Origin of the sequence: Pigmentiphaga sp. NML080357, assembly GCF_002188465.1 — a bacterium.
Taxonomy (GTDB): Bacteria; Pseudomonadota; Gammaproteobacteria; order Burkholderiales; family Burkholderiaceae_B; genus Pigmentiphaga.
Map to the genome: position 1 here is coordinate 1 of NZ_NINW01000039.1, position 18,381 is coordinate 18,381.

Genomic DNA, 18,381 nt, shown 5'->3' on the forward strand with positions numbered 1-18,381 from the left:
GGTAATAGACCCAGGATGCGGTCCTGGCCTAGTGAGACTTTCTTAAATTGCTACACCGTTGCTATAGCTGGCGCCAGCGAAGCACCGGCGCCACAACCCAAGAAAGCGGTACTAGACCCAGGATGCGATCCTGGGTCTAGTGAGACTTTCTTAAATTGCTACACCGTTGCTATAGCTGGCGCCAGCGAAGCACCGGCGCCACAACCCAAGAAAGCGGTACTAGACCCAGGATGCGGTCCTGGGTCTAGTGAGACTTTCTTAAATTGCTACACCGTTGCTATAGCTGGCGCCAGCGAAGCACCGGCGCCACAACCCAAGAAAGCGGTACTAGACCCAGGATGCGATCCTGGGTCTAGTGAGACTTTCTTAAATTGCTACACCGTTGCTACCGCTGGCGCCAGCGAAGCACCGGCGCCACAACCCAAGAAAGCGGTACTAGACCCAGGATGCGGTCCTGGGTCTAGTGAGACTTTCTTAAATTGCTACACCGTTGCTATAGCTGGCGCCAGCGAAGCACCGGCGCCACAACCCAAGAAAGCGGTACTAGACCCAGGATGCGATCCTGGGTCTAGTGAGACTTTCTTAAATTGCTACACCGTTGCTACCGCTGGCGCCAGCGAAGCACCGGCGCCACAACCCAAGAAAGCGGTACTAGACCCAGGATGCGGTGGATCCGGCTCCGCCGGTCCACCCGCATCGCCCCCTGGGGGGCGCGCGTCAGCGCGTAGGGGGGGGGCTATTCGGCACATTCATCTTTTGATTATTCGTCTTGAGCGCCTGGATGATCGCGTCCACGCCGCCTTGCGAGCCGATCGCGGAGAACTGGTTGCGGTAGTTCTGGATGAACCAGACGCCCAGTACGTTCAGGTCATAGATCTTCCAGCCCTGGTCGGTTTTCTCGAGCCGGTAGTCGACCGGGATCGGATCACGCTGGCCGTCGGTGACGGTGGTGCGCACGACCACGTCCGTGGCGCCCGGTTCGGCCCGGAAGGGACGCATTTCGACGCGGGCCTGGGGCGTGATGGCGGAGACCGCGCCGCCGTAGGTGCGTACCAGCATGTTGCGGAATTCGCGAACGAGGGCGGTGCGCTGCTCGGGCGTGGCATCGCGCCAGTAGCGACCGACCGCCAGCCGGGTGGTCTTCTCGAAGTCGACGTAGGGCAGGATCAGTTCGTCGATGGCCTGGTTGATCTTCTCCGGCGAGCCGGCTTTCAGTTCCTGGTCCTTGCGTATGCGTTCGAGCGCATTGTTGGCCGCCTTCTGCACCATGACGTTGGGCGGATCCTGCGGATCGGGAGCCTGGGCGCGCGCCTGGGAGGCGGCAAAGAGCGCCACGGCGAGGGCCGTCAGCCAGCTGGCCAGCCAGGCGAGCCGAAGCCGGGGCTGGGCAAGGGTTTTTGAAGCGGTGCGCGAGTCGAGCATGTGTTCTCCCTGGACGGATGGCGTCGGACCGCCATCCTGGCTATCGGCCCAGTATGCACGGATTCCGCGAGCGTGGCGCGGGCCCCGCGATGGCGGCCGATATGCATTGGAACCGATATTCTGTCCGGTGTTCCGGCGGACTGAAACAGAATGCTGCGAAGCCCGGGGACGCGCCGGGCAGAGGGGGGGAGCCCCTGTGATATGTTCGGAATTCGTCCATCCCCTCCGCGGACCGCGCCATGACTTCGACCTCCTCCCCGGCCATACCGCTCGTCAAGCGCTATGACGTGCGCGACTTCTTCAGAAAGCCGGAACGTTCCGCCTATCGCATATCGCCCGACGGCCGGCACCTGGCGTTTCTGGCGCCGGCCGAAGGCCGCCAGAACGTTCACGTGCAGGCGCTGGGCGACGATGGGGCGCCCGCCGGCCCGGTGCGCACGCTGACCCGCGAAACCGAACGCGACGTCGGCGGTTTTTTCTGGAAAGGGCCCGCGCACATCCTGTACATCAAGGACTTCGGCGGTGACGAGAACTTTCATTTGCTCTCGGTGCCGGTAGACGGGACTTCCGCGCCTACCGACCTCACGCCGTACGACGGCGTGCGCGCGGAGGTCGTCGACGACCTGGTCGACGACGATGCCCACGTGCTGCTATCGCACAACCTGCGCGACAAGCAGGTATTCGACGTGTTCCGGGTGGACGTCGCCACCGGCAGGGCGGAACTGATCGCCGAGAATCCCGGCAACATCACGGGATGGGCCACCGACCACGATGGCCGGCTCAGGCTCGCCGTCGCGACCGACGGCGTCAACAACACCCTGTTGTATCGCGATAGCGAGGCCGAGGCGTTCCGTCCCATCCTGACCACGGATTTCAAGGAAACCGTGGCGCCGCTGTTTTTCACGTTCGACAACAAGCGCATCTATGTCAGCTCCAATCGCGGCCGCGACAAGGCCGCGCTGTTCGAGTTCGATCCGCATACCGCGCGCGAAGGCACGCTGATATTCGAGCATCCGGAAGTCGACGTGTCGGGCCTGGCCTATTCGCACCGTCGCAAGGTGCTGACCGAAATCGGCTATGTCACGTGGAAGCCCCAGCGGCATGTGCTCGATCCGGCCACCGCCGAGATCTACGCCGAACTCGAGAGCCGCCTGCGCGGCTACGAGATCGCCTTGCAGAGCGAGACGAGGGACGAGACCCGCTTCGTCGTCGCGGCCTACAACGATCGCACGCAAGGCGCCCGCTACCTGTACGACAGCGTGTCGCGCAAGCTGACCAAGCTCGGCGAGATCCAGCCCTGGCTGCTCGAACGGGACATGGCGCAGATGAAGCCGGTGCGCTATACGGCGCGCGACGGCCTGAAGATCGACGGCTACCTGACCTTGCCGGTGGGCGTCACGCCCCGCAACCTGCCCGTGATCGTCCATCCCCATGGCGGTCCCTGGGCGCGCGACGTCTGGGGCTACAACCCCGAGGTCCAGTTCCTGGCCAACCGGGGCTACGCCGTGCTGCAGATGAATTTCCGCGGTTCGACGGGCTACGGCCGCAAGTTCTGGGAAGCCTCGTTCAAGCAATGGGGCAAGGCCATGCAGGACGACATCACCGATGGCGTCGAATGGCTCAAGCGCGAGGGTATCGCCGATCCGGCGCGCATCGCGATCTATGGCGGCAGCTACGGCGGCTACGCCACCCTGGCGGGCATCACCTTCACGCCGGACCTGTACGCGGCTGCCGTGGACTACGTCGGGGTGTCCAACCTCTTCACGTTCATGAACACCATTCCGCCGTACTGGAAGCCGTTCCTCGACTCCATGCACGAAATGGTGGGCGATCCCGAGCGCGACGAGCAACTGCTGCGTGACGGCTCGCCCGTGTTCTTCGTCGACCGGATCAAGACGCCGCTATTCGTGGCGCAGGGCGCCAAGGACCCACGCGTGAACAAGGACGAGAGCGACCAGATCGTCGCGGCCCTGCGCGCTCGCGGCGTGGAGGTCGAATACATGGTCAAGGATAACGAAGGACACGGCTTCCACAACGAGGAAAACCAGTTTGAGTTCTACACCGCCATGGAAGCATTCCTGCGCAAACACCTAGGCTAAAACGCAGAAAAATCCCTCCAGCAGCCGGTAGCCTCCTCCAGGGCACAGCGGATCCGGCTCCGCCGGTCCGCCAGTGCCGCCCCCTCGAGGGGGCGCGCGTTAGCGCGTAGGGGGTGGGTTAATCAGCGCCGCCAGCCGCTCGCGCCACTCATCCACCTGGCCGAGGAAGCGGCCGGAGTCCAGAACCTGCAGGCGGCCGCCGCGTTCCAGCACCAGGGTAGGAAAGCCCTGGCCCCCCGCGTGTGCGAGCAGGGCGCGGCTTTCGGCGATGTGCGCGCGCGCCGGTTGTCCCTGGTGCGCGGCATAGGCCGCGACGAAGGCCTCGCGGTCCAGGCCGATATCGGCAGCCAGTTCGGCGAGGACCAGCGGATCGGCGATGCGGCGGCCTTCCACGTAGTGGGCGCGCTGGATGCGCGCCAGCAGGTCCAGGTCGCGCCCGGCGCCGGCCATGGCATGCGCCGCCAGGATGGCGGTGATGGGCGGCTCGGAATCGAAGACGGCATCGTGGTCGCGCAGGAGCCCGTCGAAGTACGCCTGCCCGAAAGGCTGTCCGCTCAGCGCGGCGATGCGCCGGTCGTGCGGCATCACATAGTTGCGCAGGCGTTCGGTGACCGGCTGCCGATGGCTGCCGGCCATCATGCCGCCGCCATGGGCGACGACGGGAAGCTGCTCGCGAGCCGCCGCCACCAGGGGCGCGGCGGCATAGCACCATCCGCAAAGCGGGTCGTAGATGTAGTGCAGTGTGGCTTGTTCCATGATGTGCTCGTCGCGGGCGCGCGGCGCCCATATCGCCATCCCCGAGGATAGTTGCAAAAAACAATAATAAAAACCGTAGAATCGACAATTATTTGTTCTCGAGACCGGACATATCATGGACAGGCTGAGCGCGATGCGGGTGTTTGTCGAAGTGGTGGACCGGGGCAGCCAGTCGGCGGCGGCCGAGGCGCTCGAGTTGTCGCGGCCGGCCGTATCGCGCTACCTGGCGGAGCTGGAGGAGTGGGTGGGCGCGCGGCTGCTGCACCGGACCACGCGGCGCCTGAGCCTGACCCCGGCCGGCGCCGAGGTACTGGCGCGGTGCAGGCAGATGCTGGAACTCGAGGGCGACATGCGCGCCGCGGTCGCCAGCCCGGACAACGCGCCACGCGGCGTATTGCGCGTCACCGCCAGCACCTCGTTCGGCCAGAGCCATCTTGCGCCCGCCATCGTGGACTACACGCGCACGTATCCCGAGGTGGCGGTCGACATGGTCATGGCCGACCGTACGGTGAACCTCGTGGATGAACGCATAGACCTCGCCCTGCGCGTCACCAACGACCTGGATCCGAACCTGATCGCGCGCCGCCTGGCCGTCTGCCGCTCGGCGCTATGCGCCTCGCCGGACTATCTGCGCCAGCATGGCGCGCCCGGCCGGCTGGAGGAGCTCGGCCTGCACAATTGCCTGACCCATTCCTACACGGGCAAGAGCCTGTGGCATTTCGTGCGCGCCGGCGAGCCGGTGTCCGTGGCGGTAGGAGGCAACATCAGTTCCAACGAGGCGACGACGCTGGTCGAGGCCGCGGTGTGCGGCGCAGGCATCGCGATGCTGCCGACCTACGCGCTCGCCGGGCTGGTGCGCGCCGATCGGCTGCGCATCCTGCTGCCGGACTGTCCGCCGCGCGACATGACCTTGTACGGGGTCTACACCTCGCGCAAGCACATGCCGATGACGCTGCGTACGCTGCTCGATTTCCTGGCCCGTCGTTTTTCCGATCCGCCTTCCTGGGATACCGACCTGCAGGAGGCAATGGCGCAGGCGACGGGCGGCAGGGACGCGAAGCGCGGCGCCCGGTCCCTTACCAGTAGCCGGTCGTGACGGCGGGCATGTCGGCCTCTTCCGCCGCGTTCAGGGCGGGACGGCTGCCGCGGCCGATGCCGTAGTAGGCGAGGCCGCACGCCTCGACGTACTGCGGATCGTAGAGATTGCGGCCATCGAAGATGGCGCGGCACTTGAGCAGTTCGGCGAGGCCGCGGAAATCCGGCGACTTGAACTCGCGCCATTCCGTCACGACCGCCAGCACGTCGGCCCCTTCGCAAGCCGACCACGCGCTGGGAACGATGGTGAGTCCCGGATGGTCGATGGCGCGGCGGGTATTTTCCGCGGCGGCCGGATCATACGCGCGCACCGTGGCGCCGTCGCCCAGCAGATCGCGCACCAGGGCGATGCTGGGCGCCTCGCGTATGTCGTCCGTGTTGGGCTTGAAGGCCAGGCCCCATAGCGCGATACACCGGCCCTGCAGCGACGTTCCCAGGTGTTGGCGTATCTTTGCGGCCAGGACCCGTTTCTGCTCTTCGTTCACGCGTTGCACGCTGTGCAGCAGCGGCGTCGATTCGCCGTGATCGGCGGCGAGCCGCGCCAGCGCCTGGATGTCTTTGGGAAAGCACGAACCGCCGTAGCCGACGCCGGCATAGAGGAAATGGTGGCCGATGCGCGGGTCGGCGCCCGTGCCGTGGCGTACGGCTTCGATGTCGGCGCCGACTTTCTCGGCGATGCGGGCCAGTTCGTTCATCAGCGAGATGCGCGTGGCCAGCATCACGTTGGAGGCGTATTTGGTGAATTCCGCGGATCGGATGTCGGTATGGATCAGGCGGTCGCGATTGCGGTTGTACGGCGCGTAGAGCGCGGCCATGAGCCGCAGGGCCTGCGGGTTCTCGGTGCCGATCACGATGCGGTCGGGGCGCTGGAAGTCGTCGACCGCGCTGCCTTCCTTGAGGAACTCGGGGTTGGATGCCACCGACACCCGCCAGGGCACGCCCCGTGTGCGCAGTTCGCCGTCGATCAGCGCCTGCACGCGGTGGCAGGTGCCCACCGGCACGGTGGATTTGACGACGACCACCGTGTCGCGCACGATGGCCTGCGCCAACGCGGCGCTGGCTTGGAGGACGTGCGCGAGGTCGGCGGACCCGTCCTCGTCAGCCGGCGTGCCGACGGCGATGAAGACGACCTCGGCGTGGCGCACGGCTGCCGGCAGGTCGTCGGTGAAACTCAGGCGGCCCGCTTGCGCATTGTGCGCGACCAATTCGGCCAGGCCGGGTTCGAAAAAGGGGACGCCCCCGTCCTGCAGCGTGCGCAAGCGTTCCGCATTGCGCTCGATGCAGACGACGCGGTTGCCGACGTCCGCCAGGCAGGCTCCGGTGACCAGGCCGACGTAGCCGGCCCCGATGATCGCAAGATTCATGGCCCGATTTATATCGGGCGCTCATTGCAATCTGCTGACAGCGGGACGAAAGGCTATTGGCGGCTGCGCTGGAACCACAGCATGGACAGCACGCAAGCCGCGGTCAGCAGCACCACGGCGGCGGCGCTAAGCAGCGCGCTGAGTTCGGTTTCCTTGCGCTCCATCGAGAACTTGGCGTTGAGGTTCCGGTATACCGAACTCAGGTCGGCCTCGGAGCTGGCGAGAAAGTATTCGCCGCCCGTCATCTGCGCGACCGCGCGCAGCGTGGGTTCGTCCAGGCGCGCGAAGAACGACCATCCCTCGTCGCCGATGGGCGCGCCCTGCTGGGTGCCGAAACCCACCGTATAGACGCGCACGCCGCGTTCGGCCGCCATGCGCGCGGCGTCGAGCGGATCCGGACCGGTGGTGCGCCGCCCGTCGCTGAGCAGGATGATCGTGCCCGAGGTGTACGAGCCGGGCAGCACCGGTTGCAGAGATTTTTCCTTCTGCTTCTTCTTTGCCGCCTCGGCCGCGGCCGCCTGGTCGAGAGGGATGGCGCGCCGTCCGGCACGTATGGACGGCGTCTCGAAGATGACGGACTCGAGATCGATGCCGTCGTTGGGAAACAGCATGGAAAGCGCCAGGATCAGGCCGCTGCCCGTGGCGGTGGCGCGTTGCAGCTGGAAGCGATCGATGGCGTCGATCATGTCCTGCCGGTTGTCGGTGGGCGTTTGCACGACGGCGGCGGTGCCGGCGAAGGAGACGATGCCCAGGCGCACGTTGGACGGTAGCTCCGAAATGAAGCGCTTGGCGGCCATTTGCGCGGCCACGAGCCGGTTGGGCGCGATGTCGGCGGCCTGCATGCTGCGCGACACGTCGACCGCGAGCACGACCGTGAGGGTGTCCGAGGGCAGCGTGACGGTGGCGGTAGGGCGTGCGCAGGCGAGCAGAGCCGCTGCCATCGCCAGCAGGAACAGGAGCGGCGGGATGTGGCGGCGCAGCCGTTGGCCCGGGCCGATCGCGGCCTTCGGCAGGCTCAGGCTGGCATAGCGTATGGCCGCCTTCTTGCGGCGGGCCAGCGCGTACAGGTAGAGGGCTACGAGCAGGGGAACGAGGAGCTGCAGCCAGAGAAGATCGGGCCAGAGAAACCGCATGAGTGCTCCTTGGCGCGCGGGATGTGCAACAGGTGTATTTAGTATGCCTATGAACCCTTGCGGCGGTAAAGGTATCCGCGCACGGCCGCCGTTTAAGTGTTACCTTATTTTCGCAAGGCCGCGGTTCGAGTGAACCGAGGGCGCCCGGGCCTGTCTGCCAAGTATGGAGGCGCTTGTCTCCAGGGTGGTTTGCCGGGCGGCCCAGGGGCTGGCCGCGCGGCCGCATTCCGTGAAGAACGCCAAGCTGGACGGTAGTGATGAAACGGGTCGCCTTATACAGCAGGACCACCAGGCCTCGCCCCGCGGCGGCCGACACGGAACCGGAAACCGGCCTTCCGCAGCCGCCCGAGCGTACGCGGCCCCTGCGCGACTGGATGGGGCGCCGACGGAACGCATTCTTCGGACTGGCGCTGCTCGTCCTGGCCGGCGGTCTTGTTTTCGTTTTGTTGCAACCTCAACAAACGCCGCTGACGCAGGACGACATCGACGCGGCCGTCCTTCACACTCTCGAGCACAAGAACCTGCCTTCGCGTCCAGCCAAGGCGGCCGAGGCCGTGCGCCAATCGGTCGTGCAGATACGCGGCTTCGCCGACGACGAGGCGGAGCAGGGCGAAGAGTCGCCCAAAGCCGCGCCAGCGCCTCGCGGCGGCGACAAGCCCAAGGCTGGCGGCAAATCCCGCGGCAAGGACAGGGAAAAGCAAACGGCCAGGAACGAAGAGGGCAATGCGCCCAAGCACGAGGGCAGCATCGGTTCCGGTGTAGTCATCGTCGACAGCGGCGTGATCCTGACCAACTTCCATGTCATTGCCGGCGCCAAGCGCCTGAAGGTTACCTTCTTCGACGGCTATGAGGCAGATGCCGAGGTCGTGGCCATCCAACCCGACAAGGACCTGGCCGTCATCAAGGCCAAGTCCATACCGGACGACCTGCCTGCCGCCACGCTGGGCTCCAGCCTGGACCTGGCGCCAGGCGACGAAGTCGTCGCCGTGGGCTTTCCCTTCGGCATCGGCCCGTCGGTGTCCGCCGGCGTGGTCTCCGGCCTGAACAGGGAGTTCGTCTCCGCCGAAGGCAAGCACGTCCTGACGCGGCTGATCCAGTTCGATGCGGCGGCCAATCCGGGCAATTCGGGCGGCCCGCTGGTGAACATGAGCGGCGAGGTCGTCGGCATCGTCACCGCCATTCTCAATCCCACCAATGCCGGCACCTTCGTCGGCATCGGCTTTGCCACCACCATAGAAAGCGCCGGCAACGCCGTCGGCATGCCCCCCTTCTGAACCAGGACAGGACGCCATGAGCGAAAAACCCATGAGTGCCATAGACAGCGCAAACCTGATGGAACGCTTGCTCTACGAGGTCAAGCGCGTAGTGGTGGGGCAGGACCATTTCCTGGAACGGGTGCTGGTCGCCATCCTTGCGCAGGGGCACCTGCTGGTCGAGGGGGTGCCCGGCCTGGCCAAGACGCTGACCGTCAATACCCTGGCCAAGACCATACGAGGTTCGTTCAAGCGCATCCAGTTCACGCCGGATCTCTTGCCGGCGGATCTGGTCGGCACCCGCATGTACAACCAGCGCACCGGGGATTTCTCCACGGTGCTGGGGCCGGTCTTTGCCAACCTGCTGCTGGCCGACGAGATCAACCGGGCGCCGGCCAAGGTGCAGAGCGCCTTGCTCGAAGTCATGCAGGAGCGGCAGGTCACGATCGCCGGCGAGACGCACAAGGTGCCGTCGCCGTTCCTGGTGATGGCGACGCAGAACCCGATCGAGACCGAAGGCACCTATCCCTTGCCGGAGGCGCAGGTCGATCGCTTCATGATGAAGGTCATCGTCGGCTATCCCAGCGAGGAAGAGGAATTCGTGATCGTCGACCGGGTGACGGGGCCGCCGGTGGAGGTGCAGCCCGTGGCCGTCACCGAACAGTTGGCGCTGCTCCAGGGCGAGTGCCGCAAGGTGTACGTGGACCCGGGACTCGTGCAGTTCGCCGTCAAGGTGGTCGCCGCCACGCGCAGGCCCGAAGCCTACGGCCTGTCGGACCTGTCGCGCTACCTGACGTTCGGGGCCAGCCCGCGGGCGACCATCCACCTCATCGAAGGGGCGCGCGCGCTGGCCTTCCTGCGTGGACGTCACTATGCGCTGCCGGACGACGTCGTGGACCTGATTCCCGACGTGCTCCGGCACCGGCTGGTACTGTCGTACGAGGCCTTGTCCGACGGACTCGGCGCCGACCAGATCATCACGCGCATCCTGCAAACCTTGCCGGCCCCGGAGCGGCCATTGGATACCCATGTTCGGGTTGCGGCGGTTCAATAAGCAGCCGGCCGAGCCGGCCAACGACGCGGCCGCGTCGCCGATCCCCGTCAAGATCGACGCGGAGGAGCTGCTGCGCCGCCTCGAATGGACGGTCATCCGCCGGCTGGACGGCGCGCTGCAAGGCGACTACCGGACGCTGTTCCGGGGATTCGGGCTGGACCTGGCCGACTTGCGCGAATACCAGGCGGGCGACGACGTGCGCCATATCGACTGGAACGTTACCGCGCGCCTGCAGACGCCGCACGTGCGCGAGTTCCAGGAGGATCGCGAAGTGTCGGCCTGGTTCTTGCTGGATCTGTCCGGCTCGGTCGATTTCGGCTCCGGGGCGGTGCGCAAGCGCGCCGTGCTGACGAGTTTCGTCGCCGTGCTGGCGCGGCTGCTGACGCGGTACGGCAATCGCGTCGGCGCGGTGTTCTACGCCGGCAAGGCGAGCGCGGCGATCCCCGCGCGTTCGGGGCGCCGCCACGTGCTGCACCTGCTCGAGCGGGTCGGCGCCATGCGCGCGGACGGCAAGTCGGGCGAAACGCATCTGGGCGAATTGCTCGAACGGGCATCGTCGTCGATAGGGCGGCGCTCGGTGGTCTTCATCGTCTCGGATTTCATCAGCGCGCCGGGATGGGAGCGGCCGCTCGGGACGCTGGCGCAGCGCCACGAGGTCGTCGCGGTGCGCCTGTACGACCCGCTGGAGCAGGTCTTGCCCGACCTGGGGCTGGTGGTCCTGCAGGATGCGGAAACCGGCGAGCAATTGTTCGTCGATACCCACGACCCCGGGTTCCGCCGGCGCTTCGCGGCGGCGGCGGAAAAGCGCGAGGCCGCCTTGCGCAAGGCGCTGGCCGAGGCCGGCGTCGATTGCCTGGAGCTGGCGACCGACGAACGGCTGGACGAAGCCTTGCTGCATTTCACGCGGCTGCGGCGGCGCCGCAGCCAGTTCGTCGGAGGATTGAGCGGGCCGTGGGCCCGAGATATCTAGACCGAGGCGTACGTCGATGGCAAACCTGCCTGCCTTGAGTTTCCTGTGGCCCAACATGCTGTGGCTGCTGTTCCTGGTTCCGCTGCTGGGCCTGGCCTACTGGCGGCTGGACAAGCGGCGCCGCAGCCTGGCGGCGCGCTATCCGGCGCTGGACGTGGTCGGCGCCAGCGTGCGCCACTCGGCACTGCGGCGGCACCTTCCGCCGTCCTTGCTGCTGCTCGGGCTGTGCGCGCTCATCGTCGCGATGGCGCGCCCGCAGGCCTTGATGATGTTGCCTTCACGGCTGGAGACGGTGGTGCTGGCCATGGACATGTCCGGCAGCATGCGCGCCGACGACATCAAGCCCACGCGCATCTATGCCGCCCAGCGGGCAGCCAAGGAATTCGTCGACCAGCAGCCGGCCAACGTCAGCGTGTCGGTGGTTGCGGTCGCGGGCGCGGCGGCGGTGGTGCAATCGCCCACGCGCAAGCGGGAGGACGTGGTCGCGGCCATCGAACGCCTGGAGCCGCAGCGCGGCACGGCGCTGGGCAGCGGACTGATCATCGCCCTGGCGACCTTGCTGCCCAACGCCGGCATCGACGTCGAACGCTTTCTCGACGGCGGCAGCGCCCGCGGAGCGGCTCCTCCGGACCTGTCTGCCGCGGGCAAGGCAGAGTCCGCCGTGCCGGGCTCGTATCCAGCCGGCGCCATCGTGCTGCTCTCGGACGGCCAGAACAACACGGGCCCGGACGCCATCAAGGCGGCCGAGGTCGCGGCCGGCTATGGCGTGCGGATATTCACGGTGGGCGTGGGCACGCCCGAGGGCACCACCCTGACGGCGGACGGCTGGTCCATGCGGGTGCGCCTGGACGAGGACGTGCTCAAGAAAGTCGCGGACATGACCGGCGCGCAATACTTCCGGGCCGAGGACGCGGGCGAATTGAGGAAGGTCTACCGTTCGCTGAGCGCCAGGCTGGCGTTCGACAAGCGAGACGTGGTGGAGATCACGGCCTTGTTCACGGCGCTGGGGGCGCTGCTGGCGGTGTGCTCGGGGCTGCTGTCGCTGTGGTGGTTCGGGCGGGTGCAGTAGCGCTTCCGGGGCGCCTGCGTCATGACGGTGTCATGTCGGTGTAGCAAAAAGGAGCCATTGACCCCGACATCCCCGTATTCCATGAGCTACCAGCCGACTTCCCAGCACGAAGAACTCATGCAGCGCATCCACCGCGATCTCATCGACAGCTACGACGAAGAGCTCGAGATCGAATTCGAGGATCGCGAGTGGGACGCCGAAGGCCAGCCCGCGCGCATCGAGCACGATCGCGAAGCGCGGCGCCTGTACTTCCGCGAGCTGTTCCGCCTGCAGGCCGAGCTGGTCAAGCTGCAGGACTGGGTCGTGCATACCCGCCACAAGGTCGTCATCATCTTCGAAGGGCGCGACGCGGCGGGCAAAGGAGGCGTGATCAAGCGCATCACCCAGCGCCTGAATCCGCGCGTATGCCGGGTGGCCGCGCTGCCCGCGCCCAACGACCGCGAGCGCACGCAGTGGTATTTCCAGCGTTACGTATCGCACCTGCCGGCGGCAGGGGAGATCGTGCTGTTCGATCGCAGCTGGTACAACCGGGCCGGTGTGGAGCACGTCATGGGCTTCTGCACGGACGACGAATACGAGGAGTTCTTCCGTTCAGTGCCCGAGTTCGAGAGAATGCTGGTGCGATCGGGCATACAACTCATCAAGTATTGGTTCTCGATCACCGACGAAGAGCAGCACCTGCGCTTCCTGGGCCGGCTCCACGATCCGCTCAAGCAATGGAAGCTCAGCCCCATGGACCTGGAATCGCGCCGTCGCTGGGAAGACTACACCCGCGCCAAGGAAGTCATGCTGGAGCGCACGCACATCGACGAGGCGCCCTGGTGGGTGGTGCAGGCGGTCGACAAGAAGAAGGCTCGGCTCAACTGCATGCATCACCTGCTGGGCCAGATGCCGTACCATGAGATCGAACATCCGCACATCGAATTGCCCCAGCGCGTTCGCCACGAGGATTACATCCGCCGGCCGGTGCCCAGCAGCATGATCGTCCCCGAACGGTACTGAGCGGCCTGGCGCGGTTCGCGCTATCCTGGCCGCCTGGACGGCCTGCGCGTGCGGGCCGGACAAGCATGAAGGCCAGGCCATGGACAAGGACAATTTTCTGAAGATGATCGCAGCCGGACGCGACGGCGCGTTGCTGCGGTTCACGCTGGGTAACCTGTACCTGGAAGAAGGCGATGCCGCGCAGGCGGCGGAACACCTGCAGCAAGCGGTTGCCCTGGACGAGGGCTATGCGGCGGCGTGGAAGCAACTGGGCAAGGCGTTGCTGGCCCTGGGGCGCGAGGAAGAGGCGCGCGCCGCCTGGAATCGCGGCATCGAGACCGCAACGGCCAAGGGCAGTGTCCAGGCCGTCAAAGAAATGGAAGTGCAGCTGCGCCGGCTCGACAAGCAGCGCGCCGGAGGGCGCCCATGAGCAGGGGCAGGGTGGGCGGCAAGCCCGCGAAGACGAATGGCAACGGCGCCGGCAACGCCTCGATTTCCGCCGTGCTGTCGCGCATCAAGAGCATCAGCCCCTCGCTGGGGCCGGCCGGGCAGCGCATCGCCGACTTCATCGTGCAATATCCACAGGAAGTCGTGCACATGTCGGTCAGCGAGGTGGCCGAGCGCACGGGAGCCAGCGAAGGCAGCGTCGTGGGGCTGTGCAAGAGCCTCGGGGCGACAGGATTCCAGCAGTTGAAAATATTGCTTGCCCAGGAGATCGTGCAGCCGGTGCAGATCATCCACGAGGATCTCGACCCGAACGACAGTACGGCCACCGTGATGGGCAAGATCTTCCAGAGCAACATCCAGACCTTGCACGATACCGGCGCGGCGCTGGACGCGCGCGCCATCCAGCAGGCCGTGTCCTATCTGCGAGCGGCCCAGCGCGTGGAAATCTACGGCATAGGCAGCGCGGCGCCCATTGCCGAGGATGCCCAGTACCGCATGCTGCGCATAGGCATGAACGTCAAGGCCGTGGTCGATTCGCACGTGCAGGCCATCAGCGCCTCGCTGGCAGGGCCGGCGGTGGCGACGCTGACCATCTCGCATTCGGGCAGTACCCATGAAACCGTGGCGGCTACGCGACTGGCGAAGGAGTCGGGAGCGAAGACCATCTGCATCACGAATTTCGGCAAATCGCCCTTGCAAGCGTTCGCCGACGTGGTGTTGTTCACCATGGCGCGCGAAACGCGCTTTCGCACGGAAGCCATGACCAGCCGCCTGGCGCAGCTCGCCATCATCGATGTACTGATCGCTTGCCTCGCGCTGAGCGATTACGACAACGCAGTCGACACGCTGCGCCAGACCTCCAGCGTGTTATCGATCAAGCGGTATTGAGCCGTGGCCGCATGCCGGCGGCCGTTTCGCTCGCCGGCGCGTGCGCATGGCCTGCATGGTCCAGCGCGAGGAGGGCGGCGGGCGACACGGAGTCGGCCGCCGGACCGCGGCCCAGCAACAGGTACCGCATGCCCAGCCGCGCGGCGCCCTGGGCATCGGTGGCTGGGTTGTCGCCAATCACCAGCGTGCGGTCCGGCCTGGCTCCGAGCCGACGCAATCCTTCCGCAAACAGCATGTTCTCCGGCTTGCCCACCACCAGCTCGGGGGATACGCCCGCGCAGGCCGCTACCGCCTGCAGCAGCACCCCGGTTTCGGGCACCAGTGCGTTGCCGGGCGCGGGATGGCTCAGGTCGGCATTGGTGGCTATGAGCGTCGCGCCGCGCGCCACGGCGTTCGCCGCCGCGCTGAGCTTGGCGAAATTGAAGCGCTTGTCCAGCGCAACCACAACCAGGTCGGGCCGCTCTTGTACCAGCACGCATCCTTGCCGGCGCGCATAGTCGCGCAACACGCGCGCCGCCACTAATTGCAGCCTGGCGCCCGGACGCGCCGAGGCCAGGAAGTCGATAGTGAGCTGCCCGGCCAGCACCAGTTTCTCGGCCGGTATGGCCAGGCCCAGGCGGGCCAGTCGGCGCGCCAGGCTTTGCGCGGTATCGGTCGAGTTGTTCGAGACCACCACATAGCGCCCGTCCAGCTGGCGCAGCAATTCCGCCGCGCCCTCCATCGGTTCGTTCTCGCGTATCAGCGTGCCATCCAGATCTAGCAGGAAATGCTCGTGCCGCGCCAGCCAGGCGGGCGGGGCGGCGGCGTGGGCGCGCGCCTGGGAGGCAAGGGAGGCAGGAGGCGTAGGGACGGTCATGAAGCGCAAGAACGGCGGCGGGAGAGGGAATGGAGTGATTGAGTTTATTTCAATATTTGAATGAAATCAAAATGAGTAATGTTCATTTTGCTGTCATATGAGATCTCTAAGCTGGCGTCCGTTTCTGGTCGGTGCGTGGCGCGCCGACTGCCTTCCCTGACGATTCCGAGGTTCCGCCGATGAAACGCGCCTTATTGCTTGCCGCCGCACTGGTTCTTGCTCCTGCCGCCCACGCCCAATCCGTTGCCGATGGTTCGAAAGCGCATCCGCTGCGCGTCATGCTCATCCCTGCCGATGGCGGCACGGAAACAGGGACCAAGGCCGACTACCAGCCGGTCTTCAATGCCGTATCGCGCATGACCGGGCTGAACTTCGACCTGAAGGTGGGCCAGAGCTATGGCGCCGTGGTCGAGGCAATGTGCAATCAGCTGGCCGATGTGGCCTTTTTCGGGCCCGTGGCCTATGTGCAGGCTCACCGCCGCGGCTGCGCGCAATTGCTGGCCGTGGGGGTGGAAAAGGGGGAGTCGGTTTACTACGCCGGCTTGTTCGCCAAGGCGGACGCGCCCATCAAGTCGGTCCAGGACGTCAAGGGGCGGCGGATGGCGTTCGGCGACGTGAACTCGGCTTCCAGTTTCACGTTTCAGGTCGCGATGCTGATGGACGCGGGCCTGGATCCGGTCAAGGACCTGTCGGCGATCCGCATGACGGGGAGTCATGCCAATAGCCTGGCGGCGCTGGTGCAGGGGCAAGTCGACGTGGCGTCGCTGTCCTTCGATTCGTACGAGAAGGCAGTCAAGCAGGGCGCCGTGGACCCGAAGACAGTCAAAGTGGTCGCCAAGAGCATGCCCATCCCCTATCCGCCGCTGGCGCTCAACGCCAAGCTGCCGGAGGCGTTGAAGGCGCGCCTGAAGGAGGCGTTCGCCACCGTGCACAAGGCGCCGGGCGTGACGCCGGACATGATCCGCGGCTACGGCGGCAAGAAGGTGGATGCGTTCGATACCCGCTTTTCCGAGGCCGAGTTCAACGTGGCTGCCGAAAAGCTGGCGTTGCTGTCCGACGAGCTCAAGGGCGAGATCCTGAAGAAGGCGGCCGAGCGTTGAACGCCATGCTCGAAGCGCCGGCGCCCGTCATGCACATGCTCGCGTTCGACACGGTAGGCATGCGCTACGCCGACGGCACCCAGGCCTTGCACGCGGTATCGCTCGCCGTGCCGGCGGGCCAGTTCTGCGTCGTGCTGGGATCGTCGGGAGCGGGCAAATCGACTTTGCTGCGCATGGTGAACGGCCTGGTCACGCCCTCCAGCGGCACGGTCTGCGTGGCCGGCGTGCGCGTCGAGCCCCGGGCGCTGCGCGGCGTTCGCCGCCGCATCGGCATGATCCACCAGCAGTTCAACCTGGTCCAGCGCGCCACCGTGGCGACCAATGTCTTGTGCGGCGCCTTGCCCGAAGTGAGCACGGCAGCCGCTCTGGCGGGGTGCTTTCCGGCCGCCTTTCGGCGCAGGGCCTGCGAACTGGTGGCGCAGGTAGGGCTGGACGAACGCCACCTGCATCGCCGCGTGCGCGACCTGTCGGGCGGCCAGCAGCAGCGTGTGGGCATTGCTCGCGCCTTCATGCTGGACCCGGCCGTGGTGATCGCCGACGAACCGGTCGCCAGCCTGGATCCGCGCACTAGCCGCGAAGTGCTGGATCTGCTCAAGCGCCAGGCCCGTGAGCGCGGCACGACCGTGCTGTGCAGCTTGCACCAGGTCGACCTGGCGCGCGAGTACGCCGACCGTATCGTGGCGCTGCGCCACGGCCGCATTGTGTTCGATGGCCCGCCCGCCGCGTGTCAGCCGTCGGTCCTGACCGCGGTATACGGGCAAGTCCCGGTGCCCCACGCCGCCCTGCGGGAGGCGGCCTCGTGAGCGCGGTCGGACACCGCACGCCAGTCCGGCCCGCCGCGCCGGTGCGCGTGGATGGGGCGGGGCCCCGCCCTCCATCGGCGTGGGACATCCCGCCGCCCTATAGCCTGCGTTCGGTCGCGGTGGTGCTGCTGGTGGCTCTTGCGGCCTTTTTCGCGGCGCAGCGGGTCGAGATGGGGCGCATGCTTGCGCTCACCGGCGAAGCTGCGCTGGCCGCCGTGGGCCTGCGCGACGAATCGCAGGTGCTGTCGGGCCTGGACAAGCTGGCGGGCGCGATGTTCCCGCTGCAGATTTCCGAGCGTACCGAGACCGCGCGCATAGAAGGCTTCGACCCCGGCCGCCTGCCATGGTTGTCCCGCCTGGAAGTGATCGAGACCAGCGAGCCGCGCCTGGATCCCGATACGCTGAAGATGGAAGACGTGCGCACGCGGCGCGAGTACCTCGTCCAGCCGGTGGGCTATCTGCGGCACGTGGCGCTGAAGATGCTCGAGACCATCGAGATCGCCTTCTGGGCCACGCTGCTCGCGGTGGTGCTGAGCGCGCCTCTGGCCTGGTGCAGCGCGCGCAACTACACCTTCAACCGCGCCACCTATGTGACCGCCCGCGGCATTGTCAGCCTGTTGCGCGCGGTGCCGGAGCTGATCAGCGCCTTGTTCCTGGTGCTGGCGTACGGATTCGGCCCCATTGCGGGAGTGCTCGCCCTGGCCCTGCACGCCTGTGGATTCCTCGGCAAGTTCTACGCCGAAGACATCGAGACCGCGGACGATAAGCCCCAGGAGGCGTTGCGGGCGATCGGCGCCAACAAGCTCAAGATCATGCGCTTCGCCGTGCTGCCTCAGGTCATGCCGCAGTTCGTCGCCTACACGCTCTACGTGCTCGACCGCAACGTGCGCATGGCCACCGTGGTCGGCCTGGTCGGCGCGGGCGGCATCGGCCAGGAACTCAAGGGCCGCTATGACATGTACCAGTATGGCCACGTGGGAACGATCCTGGTCGCCATTTTCATCACCGTGTTCCTGCTCGACCAACTGGCTGCGCGATTGCGCAAGAGACTGGGCTGAGCAGCCTGTTCTTCTCCCACTTTCGGAGTTACC

Annotated in this window: 17 protein-coding genes; 12 read left to right on the forward strand and 5 right to left on the reverse strand. The window is 66.4% G+C overall.

The window, feature by feature from the left end:
- Nucleotides 1-717: 717 nt before the first annotated feature.
- Nucleotides 718-1,422 (reverse strand): phospholipid-binding protein MlaC, encoded by a 705-nt coding sequence (locus CDO44_RS18090; RefSeq protein ID WP_087781686.1) that lies wholly within the window; start codon nt 1,420-1,422, stop codon nt 718-720.
- Between the two features lie 239 nt (nt 1,423-1,661).
- Between CDO44_RS18090 and CDO44_RS18095 the strand changes: the two genes are divergently transcribed.
- Nucleotides 1,662-3,521: a S9 family peptidase gene (locus CDO44_RS18095; RefSeq protein ID WP_087781687.1), complete on the forward strand. Its 1,860-nt coding sequence runs from the start codon at nt 1,662-1,664 to the stop codon at nt 3,519-3,521.
- A gap of 99 nt (nt 3,522-3,620) precedes the next feature.
- Here CDO44_RS18095 and CDO44_RS18100 read toward each other — a convergent pair whose 3' ends face one another.
- Nucleotides 3,621-4,277, reverse strand: a complete 657-nt coding sequence (locus CDO44_RS18100) for a DsbA family protein (protein ID WP_087781710.1) — start codon at nt 4,275-4,277, stop codon at nt 3,621-3,623.
- A gap of 115 nt (nt 4,278-4,392) precedes the next feature.
- On the opposite strand from CDO44_RS18100, the gene CDO44_RS18105 reads away from it, so the two are divergent.
- Complete coding sequence (locus tag CDO44_RS18105; protein ID WP_087781688.1) at nt 4,393-5,373, forward strand: LysR family transcriptional regulator; 981 nt, start codon at nt 4,393-4,395, stop codon at nt 5,371-5,373.
- On the opposite strand, the gene CDO44_RS18110 is transcribed toward CDO44_RS18105, so the two are convergent.
- Together CDO44_RS18110 and CDO44_RS18115 are read right to left on the reverse strand one after the other, a co-directional pair.
- Nucleotides 5,354-6,736, reverse strand: a complete 1,383-nt coding sequence (locus tag CDO44_RS18110) for a UDP-glucose/GDP-mannose dehydrogenase family protein (RefSeq protein ID WP_087781689.1) — start codon at nt 6,734-6,736, stop codon at nt 5,354-5,356. The genes CDO44_RS18105 and CDO44_RS18110 overlap by 20 nt on opposite strands.
- 53 nt (nt 6,737-6,789) lie before the next feature.
- The gene (locus CDO44_RS18115) at nt 6,790-7,869 is read right to left on the reverse strand and encodes a VWA domain-containing protein (RefSeq protein WP_087781690.1); all 1,080 of its coding nucleotides are present in this window, start codon (nt 7,867-7,869) and stop codon (nt 6,790-6,792) included.
- A 257-nt stretch (nt 7,870-8,126) separates the two neighbouring features.
- Here CDO44_RS18115 and CDO44_RS18120 point away from each other — a divergent pair, with 257 nt between their 5' ends.
- The 7 genes from CDO44_RS18120 to CDO44_RS18150 all read left to right on the forward strand — a co-directional run bounded on the left by CDO44_RS18120 (nt 8,127) and on the right by CDO44_RS18150 (nt 14,531).
- On the forward strand, nt 8,127-9,143 hold the full coding sequence (locus CDO44_RS18120; protein WP_087781691.1) for a S1C family serine protease: 1,017 nt from the start codon (nt 8,127-8,129) through the stop codon (nt 9,141-9,143).
- 16 nt (nt 9,144-9,159) lie between these two features.
- Nucleotides 9,160-10,176, forward strand: a complete 1,017-nt coding sequence (locus tag CDO44_RS18125) for a MoxR family ATPase (RefSeq protein WP_087781692.1) — start codon at nt 9,160-9,162, stop codon at nt 10,174-10,176.
- Nucleotides 10,151-11,146 carry a DUF58 domain-containing protein gene (locus tag CDO44_RS18130; RefSeq protein WP_087781693.1) on the forward strand — a complete coding sequence of 332 codons (996 nt, stop codon included), beginning with the start codon at nt 10,151-10,153 and terminating at the stop codon, nt 11,144-11,146. Before CDO44_RS18125 ends, CDO44_RS18130 begins: the two co-directional genes overlap by 26 nt.
- A 16-nt stretch (nt 11,147-11,162) precedes the next feature.
- Nucleotides 11,163-12,215: a VWA domain-containing protein gene (locus CDO44_RS18135; protein WP_087781694.1), complete on the forward strand. Its 1,053-nt coding sequence runs from the start codon at nt 11,163-11,165 to the stop codon at nt 12,213-12,215.
- Between the two features lie 81 nt (nt 12,216-12,296).
- Nucleotides 12,297-13,217, forward strand: coding sequence for a polyphosphate kinase 2 (ppk2, locus tag CDO44_RS18140; protein ID WP_087781695.1), 921 nt, complete (start codon nt 12,297-12,299; stop codon nt 13,215-13,217).
- A gap of 79 nt (nt 13,218-13,296) precedes the next feature.
- Nucleotides 13,297-13,626, forward strand: a complete 330-nt coding sequence (locus CDO44_RS18145; protein WP_087781696.1) for a tetratricopeptide repeat protein — start codon at nt 13,297-13,299, stop codon at nt 13,624-13,626.
- Between the two features lie 71 nt (nt 13,627-13,697).
- Complete coding sequence (locus CDO44_RS18150; RefSeq protein ID WP_087781711.1) at nt 13,698-14,531, forward strand: MurR/RpiR family transcriptional regulator; 834 nt, start codon at nt 13,698-13,700, stop codon at nt 14,529-14,531.
- Here CDO44_RS18150 and CDO44_RS18155 read toward each other — a convergent pair.
- Nucleotides 14,518-15,387 (reverse strand): HAD-IIA family hydrolase, encoded by an 870-nt coding sequence (locus CDO44_RS18155; RefSeq protein ID WP_087781697.1) that lies wholly within the window; start codon nt 15,385-15,387, stop codon nt 14,518-14,520. The two genes, CDO44_RS18150 and CDO44_RS18155, sit on opposite strands and share 14 nt — an antisense overlap.
- Before the next feature lie 179 nt (nt 15,388-15,566).
- Here CDO44_RS18155 and CDO44_RS18160 point away from each other — a divergent pair, with 179 nt between their 5' ends.
- The 3 genes from CDO44_RS18160 to phnE are packed head-to-tail and all read left to right on the forward strand — an operon-like array spanning nt 15,567 to nt 18,348.
- A complete protein-coding gene (locus CDO44_RS18160; RefSeq protein ID WP_087781698.1) occupies nt 15,567-16,487 on the forward strand; it encodes a phosphate/phosphite/phosphonate ABC transporter substrate-binding protein in 921 nt (306 codons plus the stop codon).
- A gap of 5 nt (nt 16,488-16,492) precedes the next feature.
- Nucleotides 16,493-17,290 carry a phosphonate ABC transporter ATP-binding protein gene (gene phnC, locus CDO44_RS18165; protein ID WP_233146254.1) on the forward strand — a complete coding sequence of 266 codons (798 nt, stop codon included), beginning with the start codon at nt 16,493-16,495 and terminating at the stop codon, nt 17,288-17,290.
- Nucleotides 17,287-18,348 (forward strand): phosphonate ABC transporter, permease protein PhnE, encoded by a 1,062-nt coding sequence (phnE, locus tag CDO44_RS18170; RefSeq protein WP_233146252.1) that lies wholly within the window; start codon nt 17,287-17,289, stop codon nt 18,346-18,348. Before phnC ends, phnE begins: the two co-directional genes overlap by 4 nt.
- Nucleotides 18,349-18,381 lie beyond the last annotated feature (33 nt).

Coding starts and splice junctions, on each gene's coding strand:
- CDO44_RS18125 (WP_087781692.1), top strand. CDS start 9,160: ATGAGCGAAAAACCCATGAGTGCCATAGACAGCGCAAACCTGATGGAA.
- CDO44_RS18100 (WP_087781710.1), bottom strand. CDS start 4,277: ATGGAACAAGCCACACTGCACTACATCTACGACCCGCTTTGCGGATGG.
- CDO44_RS18090 (WP_087781686.1), bottom strand. CDS start 1,422: ATGCTCGACTCGCGCACCGCTTCAAAAACCCTTGCCCAGCCCCGGCTT.
- phnC (WP_233146254.1), top strand. CDS start 16,493: ATGCTCGAAGCGCCGGCGCCCGTCATGCACATGCTCGCGTTCGACACG.
- ppk2 (WP_087781695.1), top strand. CDS start 12,297: ATGAGCTACCAGCCGACTTCCCAGCACGAAGAACTCATGCAGCGCATC.
- CDO44_RS18135 (WP_087781694.1), top strand. CDS start 11,163: ATGGCAAACCTGCCTGCCTTGAGTTTCCTGTGGCCCAACATGCTGTGG.
- CDO44_RS18095 (WP_087781687.1), top strand. CDS start 1,662: ATGACTTCGACCTCCTCCCCGGCCATACCGCTCGTCAAGCGCTATGAC.
- CDO44_RS18145 (WP_087781696.1), top strand. CDS start 13,297: ATGGACAAGGACAATTTTCTGAAGATGATCGCAGCCGGACGCGACGGC.
- CDO44_RS18160 (WP_087781698.1), top strand. CDS start 15,567: ATGAAACGCGCCTTATTGCTTGCCGCCGCACTGGTTCTTGCTCCTGCC.
- CDO44_RS18155 (WP_087781697.1), bottom strand. CDS start 15,387: ATGACCGTCCCTACGCCTCCTGCCTCCCTTGCCTCCCAGGCGCGCGCC.
- CDO44_RS18130 (WP_087781693.1), top strand. CDS start 10,151: ATGTTCGGGTTGCGGCGGTTCAATAAGCAGCCGGCCGAGCCGGCCAAC.
- CDO44_RS18110 (WP_087781689.1), bottom strand. CDS start 6,736: ATGAATCTTGCGATCATCGGGGCCGGCTACGTCGGCCTGGTCACCGGA.
- CDO44_RS18115 (WP_087781690.1), bottom strand. CDS start 7,869: ATGCGGTTTCTCTGGCCCGATCTTCTCTGGCTGCAGCTCCTCGTTCCC.
- CDO44_RS18120 (WP_087781691.1), top strand. CDS start 8,127: ATGAAACGGGTCGCCTTATACAGCAGGACCACCAGGCCTCGCCCCGCG.
- CDO44_RS18105 (WP_087781688.1), top strand. CDS start 4,393: ATGGACAGGCTGAGCGCGATGCGGGTGTTTGTCGAAGTGGTGGACCGG.